This is a genomic window from Methylomonas sp. HYX-M1 (genome assembly GCF_040741385.1).
In the GTDB taxonomy this organism is placed as follows: Bacteria; Pseudomonadota; Gammaproteobacteria; order Methylococcales; family Methylomonadaceae; genus Methylomonas; species Methylomonas rhizoryzae.
On record NZ_CP160405.1, the window covers coordinates 1,560,843 to 1,576,989 of the forward strand.

Consider the following 16,147-nt stretch of genomic DNA (forward strand, 5'->3'; position numbering starts at 1 on the left):
AGGGAATGAGGACTAAAACGTGCCCGCTCGCTTGCGGCACCTGAGTTGGCACGGCCCTGCCCAGCAATGAGGGCCGCGCCCGGCGGGTTATAGAATATGCTCTCGGATTGCCGCTTCGTCGGCGGCAACCAAATTTTTATCCAGCGAATGGCTGACCATTTCCAGCAAATGGCTGCCGAGTACTTGGCGTAGGGTGCCTAGAAATGCCGGCGAGGCTACCAGGATCAATTGATTGAACTCGTGGTTGACGCGGCCCTGCTCCAAACGGGCTGCGATTTGTCTGGCGAAGACTTCGCCTTCGTGGTGTTTGAAGTCGGTCGGCGCTTCGAAGGTGTGGTCTCCTTCGCCGTGGCCGCCGGCGATGCCGCCTTGTCGGTCGCTGGTTTCGTCTTGCGCCCGCATCCGTCCCTCCTCGTGGATCATGCCATCCAGTTCGGTCATGGGCTGGTTCCGGCCGGTCAATGTGAAGAAGCGCGCTCTGCTGCTGTCCGCAACAATCACTTGGGTATTCATAAAACCTCCTCGATAAATCATCGGTATTTTCTAAAAACAGATACCGTCGTACGGTGTCGCAATCTATCTTGTTGCCGATTGTATGCTGTACCGGCAACCCTGTCTAAGCATCAATTTGCATGCATCATGATCCGGGTCAATGATGGCTAAGAAATTTTATTATCGGTTATCTGACGCCTGTCCGATCGAGCCGGCTAGGTTGCCTTAGTCACTGCCGGGCCGGGTGCGGTTAGCGGCAGCGCTACAGATCATTGCTCGGCTGCGCTGCCGGTTTCCAGCAATTCTCCCCAGTCGCTGCGTTGCGCCATCTGCTCCAGGAGTTCTCCGGGCAATACTGGGCGGCCTTCGCGGATTTCCCAACCTCCGCCCAAGGCTTTGTACAAGGCGATCAGATAGCCGGCGACATCGCCCTGGGCATGGGTCAGTTTGTCTTGCTGCTGGACCAGAAATTGTTGGGCGTTAAGCACTTTGATGTAGTCTTCGATACCTTCCTGATATTGGCTGAGGGCGATTGTCACCGCGCGTTGCGACGCGTCCACGCTGGCAGACAGATCGCCGATCTGTTCGCTGGATTTCAGGTAACCGACCATGGCGTCTTCGGCTTCTTGCAAGGCGGTCAACACGGTTTGCCGGTATTTGGCCAATTGTTCCTGAAATTTGGCATCCTGTACCCGTACATTGTTTTTCAGCCTGCCGTATTGCAGTATCGGCCAGGTGATGGTCGGGCCGATTTTGGCGGCCATGGCTTGCGAGCCCAACACGTCGAAAGCGTCTACGCCCTGGGTGGAGCCGGCCAGCGCGCCTATGCTGCCTTGCAGCGACAGACGTGGGAACAGGTCGGCTTTGGTCACCCCTATCATCGCGCTTTGCGCGGCCGCCCGCATTTCCTCGCGGCGAATGTCCGGACGGCGCCGTACCATGTCGGCCGGAATGCCAACCACGACTTCGGCCGGCGCGCGCGGAATCTCGCCGGGGGCGTTGAGTCGCTCGGACAGTCGATCCGGCGGCAAGCCCAACAATACCGCCAGCGCGTTTTGCGCTTGCCGCAAGCCGCTGTGCAAGGAGGTCAATAACGACTTGGTGGCATGCAGCAGCGATTTGGCCTGCTGCACGTCCAGCTCGGTAGCGATGCCGTTACGGTATTGGGCTTCGGCAATGCGCAGACTGCCTTGTTGCAAGTCCACGTTGTTTTGCGCCAACCGCAAGCGTTGTTCGAAGGTGCGAATTTGCGTGTACCGAGCCGCGACCTCGGCTGTCAAGCTGACCAGGATGTCGTCGTAGTCCAGTTCGGATACCGCCAGCATGGCCTCGGACGATTCGATGCCGCGGCGGAATTTGCCCCACAGATCCACTTCCCATAGTGCGTCCAGGCCGAAGCCGAACGAGGTGTAATAGCGGTCGAAAGTGGTGAAATTGGGTTCGTTGCCGCTGTGTTGGTTATGGAACAAACCCAGGTTGAGTTCTTGTTTTTGCGGAAACAGCTGGCCTTTGGCGATGCCCAGTTTGGCGCGCGACTCCAAAATTCTAATGGCCGCGGCCCGTAAGTCCAGGTTTTGGCCGTAGGCGGTTTCGATCAAGCCGTCCAGCACCGGATCTTGAAACAGCTGCCACCAGTTGCGAAATTCGCCGCGCTTCAGGGCCGGATGGTTGCCGTCCAGCCAGTTTTGCGAAACCTCGGCAATAGGCGGCTCGAAATCCGGGCCCAATTTCGCGCAAGCCGGGAGCAGGGCGGCGATGGGCCCCGCCAGCGCAACGACCGCAAGCAGAGCCGGCCAGCAAATCCTTCCGGGATGGTTAAGCGTGTTTGGCTTCATGTTCGTCTCCCGAGCCGGAAGCAATTTTGATCGGCACGATTGCCGGCGCCTTGGCGGTGGCCGCGCTGCCGAAGGCGGCCGGATTGGCGCGGTTGTTACCGCTGTGGCCGACCCGGACCGGTTCCAGTTTCAGCCAGGGCAAAATCAGGTAACTGACGAACAACGCGATTAATAGATTCAGCGGCCAACAGACCAGCCAGAACGGCACGCTGGCGGTTAGGTATTCGATGGCGCGCATGATGCGGATGTGTTCGCCGGTTTGTCGCAAGTAAAGTTGATATTCGTCGTGATCGAAAGCGCGCAGAAAATTCAGCAGCTGAAAGAATTCGCCGCTGCGGTGCTGTTCGTAAGCCTGTTGTAAATAGCCGTTGAGCGCTTTCAATTGCCGTTTGTGGAATTGGCTATGGCCTTGCCCTTGGGTTTGTGCCAGGTAGGAGACGACGTCCTCGACGTTTTCCGCCGCTTGCGGCAAGCTCAGATGCGGCGCCAGATAGCGCCAGATGCTCGGTCGGCTGTCGTGGGCTTGGTAGACGTGCATCAGATAGTGCAACAATACGTCCAGGGCTTCCGGGGATTCCAAGGCCAGCAAGGTGTTGAGCGCCTGGGTTTTGACCAGCAGTTCTTCCGGGGTGTGTTTCAAGGTGTCGACCAACCCGGCCAAGGCTTGTTTGTCTTCTGCATGCCAGGTCGGTGCCGAGTCGCCGACCACGGATTGGCTGGCGGTGCCGTCGTTCAAAATCAAATCGATGACGTACAAGGCTTTTTGTTTGTCGCCGATATTGGCCAGCGCCGTGACGGCCCAAGCACGGCCGAATGCATCGGAATTGCTGCGGTAGTTTTGCAGCATGCGGATAATTTCGGTGAATTTGGGATCGCTGGAACCCTGGGTGTCGCGTATGGCGAAATTGCCGGCGGCAATGGCGGCCAGGCGGCGGACTTCCGGGTTTTGGTCGCGCATTAGCTCCAGCACCAACGGCATATGGTAAGGGTTTTTCAAATAGGCCAATTGCCAGGCCAGATTGGCTCGCACGGCGGGATCGGGCGCTATCAGCAGCTTATCCAATTGCTCGGAATAGCGGCCGGTCAGAGCGGTGCGCAGATTTTGCCATTGCACTGGATCCAGTCCCAACAACACCTCGCCGGCTTCGGGCGGGCGGTTTTCGGCTTGCAATTGGCGTAAGGTTCGGCGTATGTAGTCTTGTTCGAAGGACGGCCCGGAAAACAGGTCGATGTCCGGATACTTTTTCCGGTTCAAAAAATCCGCCACTGCTTGCGCCGGCGCCGTTTGGTACAGCGTGCGTACTTTGACGCCGAATTGCCGTTCGATGAAATCGTCCAGTCGGGCTTGGGAATAGCCGATGGTCGGCAAGGTTTTGTTGCGGTAATCCAGCAAGGGTTGCAATGCCGGCTTGCCCATCGCCCTTATGCCGCGCAAGACCGCTTCCCGCTTGGCCAGATATAAATCCAGGAAAGCTTGGTTCAAGCGCTTATGGCGCGGATATTCTTCATCCAGACGGTCGTAAACGCTGATCAACGGTTTGAAAAGGCGAATGTCGCCGGCGAAATGTTTGACCATGTAGTCGATGAATTCCACTTTGTGCGATTCGTCAACTTCGGTATCGGTGACCAGTTGCAACAGGACGTGAAAGCGTTCTTCGTCCTGGCGTTCGCTAAACGCCTGTTCGTCGCGGTCCAAAAGGCTCCAGGTTTCCAGCAGGGTTTTGTAACGGGCCTTGGAGATGGCGTTTTCCTTCAACAAATCGTCCACGTTTTCCTTGTCCAGCGCGTGGCGGCGCATCGCGGTGCTGGCGACAGAGGTGGCGTTCAATTGATTGTCGAACGCGGTCAAATCCTGTTGTTGTTTTTCCCTAAGGTTTTGCAGCACTTCGCGAATTCGGGCGTCTTTTTCCATCAACGGCCACAAGGCTTGCCAGCTCAGGGCACTGCGCTCCGGCTTGCCGGGTGTCGGCAGTGCGGCGGTTTGGGCAGTGGCCGGAACAACGGCTTCGGATTGCAGCGGCAAACCCAGCAGCCATTGTTGTTTGAGTTTGTCGATTTCGAGAGGTTTGGGCCGGTTGACTGCGAGGGTCGCGAACGGTTGCTCGCCGTACGGTAGTTGCGTGACGGTATAAAGGTATCCGCACCAAAACAGTAGCAAGATCAGCAGTGATTGAAAGAACACCTTGCCCCAGAACGAGGCCAGCAGGGTTCTGAAAACCAGGAATGCTGCGACGAAAGCTGCTGCGCCGACCTGAACGCCGGCGGGAATGATGCTTTCAGCCAGCAAACACAATGTGGATAAAAACAGTACGCTGAATAAAATCAGCCGGACAACCAGTTTTTCCCGATGATTTTTCGGTCTTTGTTCGGCATTCAGCAATAAAACAGCCAGAATCACGGCGATAGTCACGACGATAGGCAACACGATGCTGTTCTCCCTACGGTTAAGTCAGTGTGCGGGCGCCGGCTTGCTGCGCCCGGGTCTTATGCCACGTTGGCCCAGGCATCGTTGTGGTGGGTCAAGTGATCGTGCAAAAACCGGCGTTGCGCGCCGTCCAGCAGGGCGGTGGGTATGGCCAGGCGGCAAGCCGTTTGCTGATTGCGGATCAGCAAATGTTCCTCGCCGGCCACATGGCCCAACACTGCCACGAATTTGCCGCCTTTGCGGAATTTGGGCAGGTCGACTAGCGTGCCCTTGTCGCGGCCCGCGCCGGGGTGTAAATGCAATTTAGCCGGCAAGTCGTGCACGCCGCCGGACAAGGGGCTGAGGGCGATGGTCAAAGTATCGTTGCCGCCCAGCGTGACCACGCCGAGCGCTTGGTGGGCCCGGCATGGCATTTCCTGGTTGAACGACAGCAAGGCCTGGCGCGGCGCCATGGTTTGCACGTGAAAATCCATGGGCGATACCGGGTGTTTGGTCGATTGGATTTGTGCCTGATTGGCGGTATCGGCTTCGCCGGTCAGATTCATCAAGTCGATGCCCATGCCCAGCAAGGCTTGATACAGCAGCATGGCGCCGGGTATCCAGCGAATGACGTCCCAAATGGCGCGGTTTACCAAGGCCTTGCGCCGTTCGCCCAACACGAATTCCACGATCAGGCCGTCGCACAAATCGATCAGACGCCGGTTGACCAGTCGCAGTACTTCCGGCGACAACCGCCCGTCGTATTGGCGGCGCAAGGACTCTAAATTGTCCGACAGCACCAGTTGGTAAGGCCGGGCTTCCCAATCGCGGGCGTCCTTGTTCATGTAATACGAGCCGGAACGCACTTTATCGCGCGATTGCGGTTGGCCGCCGTTGAAGCGGATGCCGCCGATCTGGGCGAATACCATATTTTCTTCCGAGGCGTTGTTGGCTTCTTCCACGCCCATGCGTTCGTCCGGAGTGCGGTGTATCGTCACCACGCCGCGATGAGCGCGGATGCCGAAACGATGCAGCGCGTCCTGTACCGTATCCGCCCAATAAAAAAACGGCGTGATGAAGGCCGGGGCGTTGGCAAACAAGGTGGCGTTGTAGCGTTCTATCATCCGGGCGATGTAACGTCGGTCGATATACAGCTCGGCGCGGGCGCCGATGCGTTCCCACAGCGGCCGGCCTTGCCAATAGCGGATGCCGCAATGGATCAACCACAACGCGAACAAGAACAGCACGGCGTCCAGGACGTGGGCGACGGTGGCGATGCCGGGTACGGTTTGCAACGGCGCGCTGAGCAGCGCGAACACCGGAATACCGAATACCGTGGCGATAGCGATATAGGCGGCGAACAGGGCATAGGCGCGCACGAACTCGATGGTGTTTTCGGCGCGGGCCTTGGCTTCGTGCTCCAGTGCTGCGCGGTCCGGCGAGTCTATCGGCTGTCCGGCGGCATTGCGGCCCACCCGGTTGGCGATTTCCACCTCATAGACCACGATTTGAAAATTGCGGAAGGCTTCCAAATCGGCCAGTTGCAAGTCGTGGCGTATTTCCGGTTTTTTCAGTCCTACCCTATCGCCTTGTTGCTGCAGCGCCTGCCGGGTTTCCAGTACCCTTTGCGCCAAATGCAGCAAGATTTCGGTCAGGACCGCGTGAGTGGCGACCGGAATCAAGGTGGCCGCTTCCGAACGACGTCGGCCGCAACTGCCGTCCGGCGCCCAATGGCTCAAATTGACGAAGGTGTTGGGCAATAAGGGGTCTTCGGGGTGGAAGCCTTGGCCCAGCGCTTGGGTCATGGAGTTTAAAAAACATTGACTCAGCACGAAGCAGCGTTCCGCGCCGGCCCATTCGCGTGCCTTACGAATAGCGGCCAAGGTCGATTGGGTTTGCGCCGAATTGCTGACCCCCAAAAACAGGGTTTGCGGGCTGTAGCGGCCGATACCTTCGCGGCGGGTGCGTTTCATTTCCTTCAACACGTTGCCGGAGTTTTCCGCCCGAATGCGTAGACCCGGCAATATGGAATGGAGGGCCAGACTGAATTCCTGCACCAAATCCTGATTGAAGTCGACGCCGAACAACACCAGATCGTGCTTGTCCGGTTCGCGCGTTTCGTCTTGCAGGCGTTCGAGCAGCAAGTCGGCAAAATGTTGCATGGTGTCCCAGTTTTCCCCTTGCGGGGTGAAGGATTCCCTGATTCGCCGCAACACGTAGGGGATGTCTTTGATGTCTTTGCCGACGTCTTCGGTCGGGTTGACCTCGTGCCGGGTGTGACGGTCGATTTTCGGGTTGCCGTTGACGGCGAACCAATGGCAGAACTCGGCGTGAGCCGGTGCATTCAGGACGGTGCCGGCCGCAATGACCGGGGACAGCTCCAAATCGGCGTCGGCTTGGGCCCGGTCGTAAATGCGGATCGGATCTTGGCCGGGTTGCGGCCGGTATTCCACAGTGGCGAACTGACCGTCTTGCAAATAAATTTGCAGCGCATCGTCGTCGGCGTGGCCGTGCTGGAGCGCGCTGGTGACGCCCTGCGGTTCGGCGCTGCCGAAGATTTCGTTGCGGCTGCGGTTGTAACCGATCGAAAACGCTTGCGTCAGCGAGAACACGCCCAAGCGCGGTTCCAAGGTGCTGCACACCATCAAGGCGAATTCGCCGACCAGGTCGCGCGACGCCAGACGCATCACATAGGTCAGGTCGTGATGATAAAACGCGGTTTCGAAGCGGGCGATGAACTGGTCGAGCAGGTCGGCGGCAACCACGCCGTGGGCGCGTGTCCGCAATATCTCGCGTAGGCGTTGCTTGTGGCAATCTTTCAGGTCGGCAAGCGATTGGGCGGCGGGTTTCAGACAGCGCTCAGGGTTTTGGCTGCCCAGTTTGTTCAATTCGATGTCGATCTCTTCGGCCCAGTGCAGTAACGGGTTTAGGTTGAATTTACCGGCGACGATGTCGCGGTTGTAATCCAGGCCGGCCGTGAAATAGGCATAGCGCAGGGCTTTGTACGCCAGGCCTTGAGTGAAATGAAAGTCTAGCCATTCAGCTACGCTGCGCGAGTCGGAGTTGCCTTGGGAGGTGGTGACCGGCATCGCCGCCATAAATATCGCGCGCGCTTCCATCTGGCTGAAATAGTGCCGGAACGGTTTGGCGTTCAGGGTCAAATCCAAATGCACGCCGTCCATGTCGCCGTTGTGGGCAATCATGTTGAACACCTCGCCGTTGACGTTGTGCAAGCAGCCATTCACAACCTTGTGCTGAGTCATTTGCGCGAAATGTTCGTACCAATGCGGTTGGGCGTTGTGCCAATGGGTTGCGCCGCCGGTGGCATAGCGCAAATGCAGCAGGATTGCTTCGAAATCGCCGGCTTTGCCGTAGCCTTCGCGGCGGGCTTTGGTCAGCAGCGCCGACATTTTCCGGCAAACCACTTTGACGATGTCTTCGCGTTTGCCCTTGACCGCTTTGTCGAAAATGACGGACAAGGCATCCAAACGCTTGACGATGATGGAAAAGCCGCCGGATTGGCCGCCGCGGGTCGAGGCTTCCCGGGCCAGAATTTCCACCAGTTCCCGTAGCCGGTCGGAAACCAGCTGCGGCGACGATTTATCTTCGGGATCCAATCCGTAACGCACGGCGAAGGCCGGACCACAAGCCAGTGCGGCGGCCCGGCCGTAGAGCATGGCCCGGATGTCCGGCCACGAACACATCGCCAACAGTGCGGTAGCGTAAAAACAGGTCAGCACATACAGGTCGGCAACGAGTGGCAACGGCGAGACGTCCAATATCTCCGGCTGTCGCAGAACCGCAGCCGTCAACCCGCTCAAGTTCGCGGCGATGCCGCCGGCAGCGCCCAGTCTGCATTGCCATGCCGTCAGCTTGTCCAGTTCGATGTGCGGCGTTTGCGATACACCCTGCGTAAGGTTGCCGCCGGGCAGTAGGCCGAGAATAAGTTTGTCGGCGGGAATGTTTTCCAGGATGACCGTGCGGCTCAAGTAGCGCGACGAGCGGGTGGCGAGCGACAGTGCAAACGCATGGCCCAGCCCGTGTACCAGCAAATTCAGCAGCTTGAATAGTCGCCAAGGCCAAAGCAATAGCTCCAAGGCAATCATGGGTGCGCTTAGGGCAGCATTTACTACCCGGGCGCGGCGGTTGCAACGGCGGATGCCGATCGGCGGGATTTTGGCTTTCATTTGCGACCCCACATGCGAGATAACGGTTTTGCCGATGAGTGCGTTTCTTGGCGGCACTTGCAGTGCTTACATCAGGAACACAGCTCCTCGGCGCGTTTGTTGGCCGGAAACACTTGGCCGTCGGCGGTGACGCGCCACCGATAGCGAATTTCCATGGCTTTACTGACCATGTAAGCACGTTCGACTTCCAGCCCGTCGTCGGACGAATACACATGCCAGCCCAAGTCCCGTTGGCTGTGGCGGGCTTTTTGTTTCAACAAGTCGTCGATGTTTTCCCCGTTGACACAAGGCTGCGCCCTAACCAGATTGCCGGCGGCGTCGTCATCGGCGGCGGCCGTATGGCCTAGCGCTAGGCTGAGGGCGGCGGATAACAATACTTTCAAGCGGTATTTCATGAGTCGTCTCCGAATTCGGCGTTCACTGTAACTTAATAGTAATATCGAATCAATATCAATGTGCTTGCCGAATGCCTGGCTAAATGGCGTCTTCGCCGGTTTCGCCGGTGCGAATGCGCACGCTTTGCTCGATGGTGGTCACGAAAATTTTGCCGTCGCCGATTTTGCCGGTTCGGGCCGATTTGAGGATGGCTTCGACCGCGCGTTCCACCATATCGTCGGGTACGGCCAGTTCAAGCTTGGTTTTGGGGACGAAATCCACGCGGTACTCGGCGCCGCGGTATAGTTCGGTGTGGCCTTTTTGCCGTCCGAATCCGCGCACGTCGCTCAAGGTCAGGCCTAATACGCCGATTTGCGACAAGGCATCCCGGACTTCCTCGGTTTTAAACGGTTTAATAATGGCGGTGATTAATTTCATGCAGACTCCATTAGCTATGGCGAAAAGCGTTGACAGTCGGCCATCCCCGCGCGGAAGCGAGCAGGCTGGCGCCATTCGGTCGATAGTGCGATTTCGGCGGGTCGGAACGGAGACTAAAAGTTGTAGCCTTGTTCGTTGTGCTGGGAAATGTCCAAACCTTCAGTCTCCTCGTTGGCGGATACCCGCAGCCCCAGAGTCATGTCCAGCCCTTTCAAAATCAAAAAACTGATGCCGGCGCTCCAGATCAGCACGCTAGCGACCGCAATCGCTTGCACGGTCAGTTGGCCGGCGATGCCGTTTTCGCTGAGTATGCCGATGCCGCCTAAGGCCTCGTGGGTCAGCACGGCGGTCAATAAAGAACCGACGATGCCGCCGACGCCGTGAATCGCGAATACGTCCAGGGTGTCGTCTATCGCGAAGCGGCGTTTGATCATATGAAGCGTCAGAAAACACAAACCGCCGGCCAAGGCGCCGACCAGCAAGCCGCCCAAAGGTGAGATGAAGCCGGCGGAGGGAGCGATCATGCCCAGCCCGGCGACCATGCCGGTAATCAAGCCCAGGCCGCTGGGTTTGCCGAACCGCAGCCATTCGCTGGCCATCCAGGCCAGCGAGCCGGCCGCCGCGCTCATGTGGGTGGACAGCATCGCTACACCGGCGGCGCCGTTGGCCATCAAGGCGCTGCCGGCGCTGAAGCCGTGCCAGCCTACCCAAAGGATGCCGGCACCGGTAGCGGTCATGGTCAGGTTGTGCGGCGGCATCGGCACACGCGGAAAGCCGCGGCGAGCGCCCAGCATCATCGCGCCAATCAACGCGCCGGTACCGCCGGCCACGTGCACCACGATGCCGCCGGCAAAGTCCATCACGCCCAATTTGGCCAGCCAGCCGCCGCCCCAAATCCAATGACAGACCGGCACGTAGATCAACAGCTCCCACAGGCCGACGAACCATAACAGGCTGGAAAACCTCATCCTTTCGGCGATGCCCCCGACGATCAGTGCCGGCGCGAAAATCGCGAAGGTCAGGTGATACATGCAAAATACGGTTTCCGGCAGATTATCTTTTAGCGTGTCGGCGTTCATGTTCAACAGGGTCAGGCGCGATAAGCCGCCTATCAGCGAATTCCAGCTACCGCCGTCGCTGAGCGCCAAGCTGTAACCGGCGAACAGCCAGATTACCGAGACCAATGCGGTCACGGCAAAACAGTGCATCAACACCGAAAGCACGTTTTTGGTGCGAACTAGGCCGCCGTAAAACAGGGCCAGTCCCGGCACCGTCATAAACAACACCAAGCCGGAGGCCGTTAAAATCCACGCGGTATCAGCACCGTTCAATTCATCTGCGGCGGCGGACAGCGGCCAGCCGGCGGCAGTGGCAAGCGCGATTGCGACATAAGCGGTGCGAGTAGTCATACGGTCTCCAAGCGGCGTAAGCGCACAGTAATGGTGCGAATGCCCGGTATGATGATCTACTTTGGGGCAAATGGCAAACTAATTTCGATTCGATCTCGTGCTGTTCGGTTCCATTCTTACCATCGGCGTCGGCAATGTATTACGTTTTACACAACGTTAATCCACTTGTAACTGAAAGCTCTCATTTGCTCTGGAAAAATATGCGCAAACACCAAGCGCTGTTGCAGCGCCGGATGTAAGGCATTTGCCGAGTGCAGGGAGAGTCGGCAAGGGAATAGGGATGGCACGTCCGGGGTAGGGCGAGGGAAGAGGTAGGGAGTAGGTTGGATGCGGTTCGTTTTATGGTAGCGGGGAAAGGCCGCGTTGTTTATCTGTTAGATAATTCGGCCCGCGATTTAAGGAGTGTGTAAAAGCCAAACCCGCCGCGAGGCGGGGACGGAAAGTTACAGGTCTTGCCCGGCAAGACGGCTGAACTGTCACCTCGTGTCTACGACTTTTTCAAACATGAGGAAATAGCAATGTTCAAATTTACAAAATTGGCGGTAGCGATGGCGATGCTGGCAGGTGCCGGCGCAGCGAACGCTAGCGTCATGTACTACGACGGCGGTAACAACGAAGCGTATTTGTCAGCTTACGACTGGACCACCGGTAAAACCTTCACGTTGGATACCGGTATTACTTACGACGAATTGGTGGCTAACCAGTTCAATACGTCTTACGCGTTGAATTACGATCTTAGCAACGATCCGAATTGGCAAAATTTCATTACCGGCGCCAACACCAGTGTAATCAAATACGTGGTTGCGGTCGGTAACTCGGTAGGTTTGGGCGCAGCCATCACCATGGACGGACCGCTGTACCCGACCGCCGGCGAAGACTACGGCATTTTCTGGGGTTCTAGTGTTGCATCCGCCATCGAAGGGCACGCGATCGATGTGAATGCCGGTTTAGTACAAGACCGCAACTTGAACGATACCAAATTGTCGTTGGACACCGATTCGCCGATGACCGGTCAGCACGGCTATGCCGACTCCATTTGGGGTAGCTGGATCCAAGATCCGCAAGTGGCTTATGGCGAATCTGTGGCCTTTCAATTGGGTGTGATGGACATCGTAGTCAATCCGGGCGACAACCTCACCAGCACCTTTGTGCAAAGATGGACTTTGGCCGGCAACAGCCTGACCTTCGAAGCACCTGCCGCCGTGCCGGTCCCAGGCGCGGTCTGGTTGTTCGGTACCGGCCTGCTGGGCCTGCTGGGCGCTCGCCGCAAAGCCAACGCGTAATTGCCTGAAGCCATTCCCCAAACAGCGGGGAATGGCCGCTTTCCTACCTTCAAAACTTTCATAGTGAGAAAAGTCATGAAAAACGTAGTATTGGGCGCTGCGGTTGCAGCTGCCTTGTTTGGCGGTGCGGCGCAAGCCGACGTTACTCTGGATGGCAACGGCAAAGTGGTTGTCACTCCGGCCAACACCTACGAAATTTATTTGTCCGGCGCCTCCGCGGCCTTGGAGTACATCGAGCATTTGTCTACCAGCACCACGGTAACCGCTGCCGAGCGCTTGTGCGACAGCACCAAACCGGTGTTTAAATTCAAAGACAACGGTTCGGGTAAAGACCAGGACGCTTACCTGTGTAGTTTGAACCCGCTGAACCCGCAATTGGTCGGTCTGGCCGGCGGCAAAACCAATTTGATGATTTACAAACGCAGCAAAGGCGGTTCTGCGTTCGGCGTATCGCCCATCATCGCCGAAGCCAAAGGCGCCAGTGCGAGCATCCAATTTTTGAACGTAGACCCCAGCATTTGTAGCGTACCGTCTCCGGCGCCGGCTGCCGGCGTGTTGAGTACCTCTACCTGTACTTATTCCGAAACTACCGTCGGCCAGTATCAATCCAAGGTGCCGGATTTCGGTATCTCCGACGTCGACCCGGAACAATTCCGCGGTGTTAACACCCCCAGCGGATTCGAGGCAATCAGCGCAAGCGACGTGAACTTCCTGAACGTCGAATCCGCCGGCGGCCAAGTATTCGGCATAGGCGCTACCTTGAAATTCCGCAACGCGCTGCAAGAAGCCCAGTTCGGCGTCGGCAACGCCTGCGTGGGTTCGGAAACAGAAGCCTGTATGCCCAGCCTGACCCGCGATCAAATCGCCAGCATCCTGACCGGCAAAATCGATAGCTGGCAAGACCTGAAAATCGGCACCTCCAACGTCTTCGCCAATGCCAGCGCCGCGTATAAACCGACCGGTTTCACCGGCCATCGCGTGCACGTTTGCACCCGTACCGACGGTTCCGGTACCAAAGCGCAAATGGGCATCAATTTCTTGAATTATCCTTGCGCCTCCGCCGCGACCGCGCCTAAAGCCGGTAACACGAGCGTTCCGGAAGTGGTAGCCGAAACTAAAGTTCACCAAATGTCATCCTCGGGTACCGTGTCCGAATGCATGGGCGAACTGGACTCAGGGTCCAACACCATCGGCAGCGCATTCAACAACACCTACGGTACCCGTTGGGCTATCGGCATTCAAGGCTTGGAGAAAAATGCCAGCCGCTCCGAAGACTGGCGTTTCGTAAAAATCGACGGTATCACCCCTACCCTGGAAAACGTAGCCAAAGGCAAATACCACGATTGGGCGGAATTGACCTTCCAATACAGCAAAACCCACGTCTTCGACGCCGGCGAAAAAGCCATCGTCGACGAGTTCATCAAAGCGGCCAGCAACCCGGCCGTGATCGTCACCTTGAACGCTACCAACAACCACTCGTTCGGTCAAAGCGGTTACTTGGCGTCGCCGAAAAACTACACCCCGGAAACCAACGGCGTGTTCGCAGCCAGTTATCCGGTAAACCCTTACAGCCACGCAACCACTTCGCAAAGCGTCAACAACTGCCGTATCCCTGCCGTTTACGACTTGGGTACTTCACGCGGTATTCAATTGCAGTAAGCCCCCCCGCTTACTGGCAGCCAGGGATGGCTGCAACCCGCTTCTCGAATGCCGTAGAAACAACTAGGCGCTGCGGCTGATTCGAGAAGTCAACCAAGTCAATCGCTTTCCATAAGTGATTGGCTTTTACGATTTTTACCGAGCAAGGATTTTGGGCGCGGGGGATTGGCTCGTCATCGGCCAATGCCGGTCGTCAAATTAGGGCGTCGAGCAAAATCGACGTACCGCCTTGAATTTAGCGAAAGCAACATCGTGATAGATAGATTTATTCTTCAACGCCGAATCGGGCGAGTATCCATCGGCTCAATTTCCACCAGCAACCCATGGCATAGGGGGGCTGGATCGTTACCGCATTGTAAGGCGGTATCCGGGCAATGCGTCGGTCTGCTCTTACTTGCGGCCTTATGGTTGCCGAGTGCTCCTACCTGGGCACAGGCGGAAGAGGCGAACGGCGAAAATGCTAATGATGCCGAAACCGGAACGGGCCCAGCGCAAAACGATCCTCAGCCGGCGGCAGCCCCGCGTTTCGATCTGCTGGAACTGCGGGTCAAAGGCAACAGCACTCTGGACAAAAACCAGCTGGAACGCACCCTGTATCCGTTCCTAGGTCCGCAAAAATCCATAGACGACGTGGAATCGGCCCGAGCCGCATTGGAAAAACTCTATCAGACTAACGGTTACCAGACTGTAGGCGTGGACATCCCGGAGCAAAACGTCAAAAACGGCGTGGTCTATCTGCAAGTGGTGGAAGGCAAGGTGGCGCGCTTACGGGTTAAAGACGCCCGCTATTTTTCCTTGGGCAACATCAAGGCCGCGGTACCGGAACTGGCCGAAGGCACGGTGCCCAACTTCCCGAAAATGCAGCAACAGCTGGCCCACTTGGCTACCGAAAGCCCGGACCGGCAAATCGTGCCGATTTTACGGGCCGGGGAAACCCCCGGTACCTTGGAAGTCGAATTGAAAGTCAAAGACGACATGCCCTTGCACGGCAAACTGGAAATGAACGGTCGCAACACCGCCAACACCTCGCGGACCCGCTTGGTGGCGTCGTTGCGTTACGACAATTTGTGGCAACGCATGCATAGCGCATCGTTGATGTATCAGGTTTCGCCGGAACAAAGCCAGGAAGTGGACGTTTGGGCCGGCACTTACGCCATGCCGTTGTTCGACGGCGACTCGCGGCTGGTGTTGTACGCGGTTAACTCGTCTTCCAGCGCGCAGGTGGCCAGCGCCGGGGATTTGTCGGTGATCGGTAACGGGCAAATCTACGGTATGCGTTGGATCAAGCCGTTTAAAGCGCTGGGCCGCTACCTTCATAACGGCGGCTTCGGGGGCGATTACAAGCACTTCAGCCAGAATCTGAAATTGCTCGGTGCCGACGATCAGGCCACGCCCATCAGCTATGTGCCCTTTGTCGCTCAATACGGCGGTCACTACCGCGGCGAGTCCGCCACGTTCGGCATGGACTTGGGCCTGCATTGGGCGTTTCGCGGCTTGGGTAGCGACGAAGCCGAATTCAATAAAAAACGCATCGGTTCCAACTCCAATTTTATGTACGTCACCGGTAATTTCGACTGGAGTTACGACCTGCCTTACGGTATGCAATGGGTAGGCCGCTTTGCCGGCCAGGCGGCCAGCGAACCCCTAATCAGCAACGAACAATTCTCGCTGGGCGGTATGCAAAGCGTGCGCGGCTATAACGAGACCCAAGCCCTGACCGATAGCGCGGCCGTCGGTTCGTTGGAGCTGCGCAGCCCGCATTTGGGGGCCGAGGAATGGGATTATCTAAACGAACTCAAGTTACTGGCTTTTTTCGATTTCGGCAAAGGTTGGGTGGAAAAACCGTCGTCCGGCCAGTTCAAGGACTACGTGCTAACCAGTGCAGGCTTGGGCATGCAGTTTCAAATGCTCAAGCATTTCAACGGTGTGCTGGCGCTGGGGATACCCTTAACCACGTTCAAGGAATCGCCGGATGCGGACTTAACCGGCGGTACCGTGGTGCACAGCGGCGATCCGCGGGTGGATTTTAGAGTGGCAACCGAATTCTGACGGGCTTAACCGCAAT

The 16,147-nt window shown here is 57.5% G+C and carries 10 protein-coding genes and 1 riboswitch; of the genes, 3 read left to right on the forward strand and 7 right to left on the reverse strand.

What is annotated here, in order from left to right:
- Positions 1-87: 87 nt before the first annotated feature.
- The 7 genes from AB0A83_RS07270 to AB0A83_RS07300 form a co-directional block, all read right to left on the reverse strand.
- Complete coding sequence (locus AB0A83_RS07270) at positions 88-513, reverse strand: host attachment protein (RefSeq protein WP_150047630.1); 426 nt, start codon at positions 511-513, stop codon at positions 88-90.
- 248 nt (positions 514-761) lie between these two features.
- On the reverse strand, positions 762-2,327 hold the full coding sequence (locus AB0A83_RS07275; protein WP_150047631.1) for an efflux transporter outer membrane subunit: 1,566 nt from the start codon (positions 2,325-2,327) through the stop codon (positions 762-764).
- On the reverse strand, positions 2,308-4,752 hold the full coding sequence (locus AB0A83_RS07280) for a HEAT repeat domain-containing protein (RefSeq protein ID WP_367155888.1): 2,445 nt from the start codon (positions 4,750-4,752) through the stop codon (positions 2,308-2,310). The genes AB0A83_RS07275 and AB0A83_RS07280 overlap by 20 nt, the downstream gene beginning before the upstream one ends.
- A gap of 59 nt (positions 4,753-4,811) precedes the next feature.
- Positions 4,812-8,918, reverse strand: coding sequence for a hypothetical protein (locus tag AB0A83_RS07285; protein WP_367155889.1), 4,107 nt, complete (start codon positions 8,916-8,918; stop codon positions 4,812-4,814).
- A 71-nt stretch (positions 8,919-8,989) separates the two neighbouring features.
- Positions 8,990-9,313 (reverse strand): hypothetical protein, encoded by a 324-nt coding sequence (locus AB0A83_RS07290; RefSeq protein ID WP_150047634.1) that lies wholly within the window; start codon positions 9,311-9,313, stop codon positions 8,990-8,992.
- A gap of 79 nt (positions 9,314-9,392) precedes the next feature.
- Positions 9,393-9,731: a P-II family nitrogen regulator gene (locus AB0A83_RS07295; RefSeq protein ID WP_150047635.1), complete on the reverse strand. Its 339-nt coding sequence runs from the start codon at positions 9,729-9,731 to the stop codon at positions 9,393-9,395.
- Between the two features lie 113 nt (positions 9,732-9,844).
- Positions 9,845-11,140: an ammonium transporter gene (locus AB0A83_RS07300; protein ID WP_150047636.1), complete on the reverse strand. Its 1,296-nt coding sequence runs from the start codon at positions 11,138-11,140 to the stop codon at positions 9,845-9,847.
- 402 nt (positions 11,141-11,542) lie between these two features.
- Positions 11,543-11,621, forward strand: a riboswitch (cyclic di-GMP riboswitch).
- 37 nt (positions 11,622-11,658) lie between these two features.
- Between AB0A83_RS07300 and AB0A83_RS07305 the strand changes: the two genes are divergently transcribed.
- The 3 genes from AB0A83_RS07305 (at position 11,659) to AB0A83_RS07315 (ending at position 16,131) form a co-directional block, all read left to right on the forward strand.
- A complete protein-coding gene (locus AB0A83_RS07305) occupies positions 11,659-12,423 on the forward strand; it encodes a PEP-CTERM sorting domain-containing protein (protein ID WP_190303272.1) in 765 nt (254 codons plus the stop codon).
- A gap of 75 nt (positions 12,424-12,498) precedes the next feature.
- The gene (locus tag AB0A83_RS07310; protein WP_150047637.1) at positions 12,499-14,082 is read left to right on the forward strand and encodes a hypothetical protein; all 1,584 of its coding nucleotides are present in this window, start codon (positions 12,499-12,501) and stop codon (positions 14,080-14,082) included.
- Positions 14,083-14,490: 408 nt separating this feature from the next.
- Entirely contained in the window at positions 14,491-16,131 is a 1,641-nt protein-coding gene (locus AB0A83_RS07315; protein WP_367155890.1) for a ShlB/FhaC/HecB family hemolysin secretion/activation protein, read from the forward strand.
- Positions 16,132-16,147: the final 16 nt, after the last annotated feature.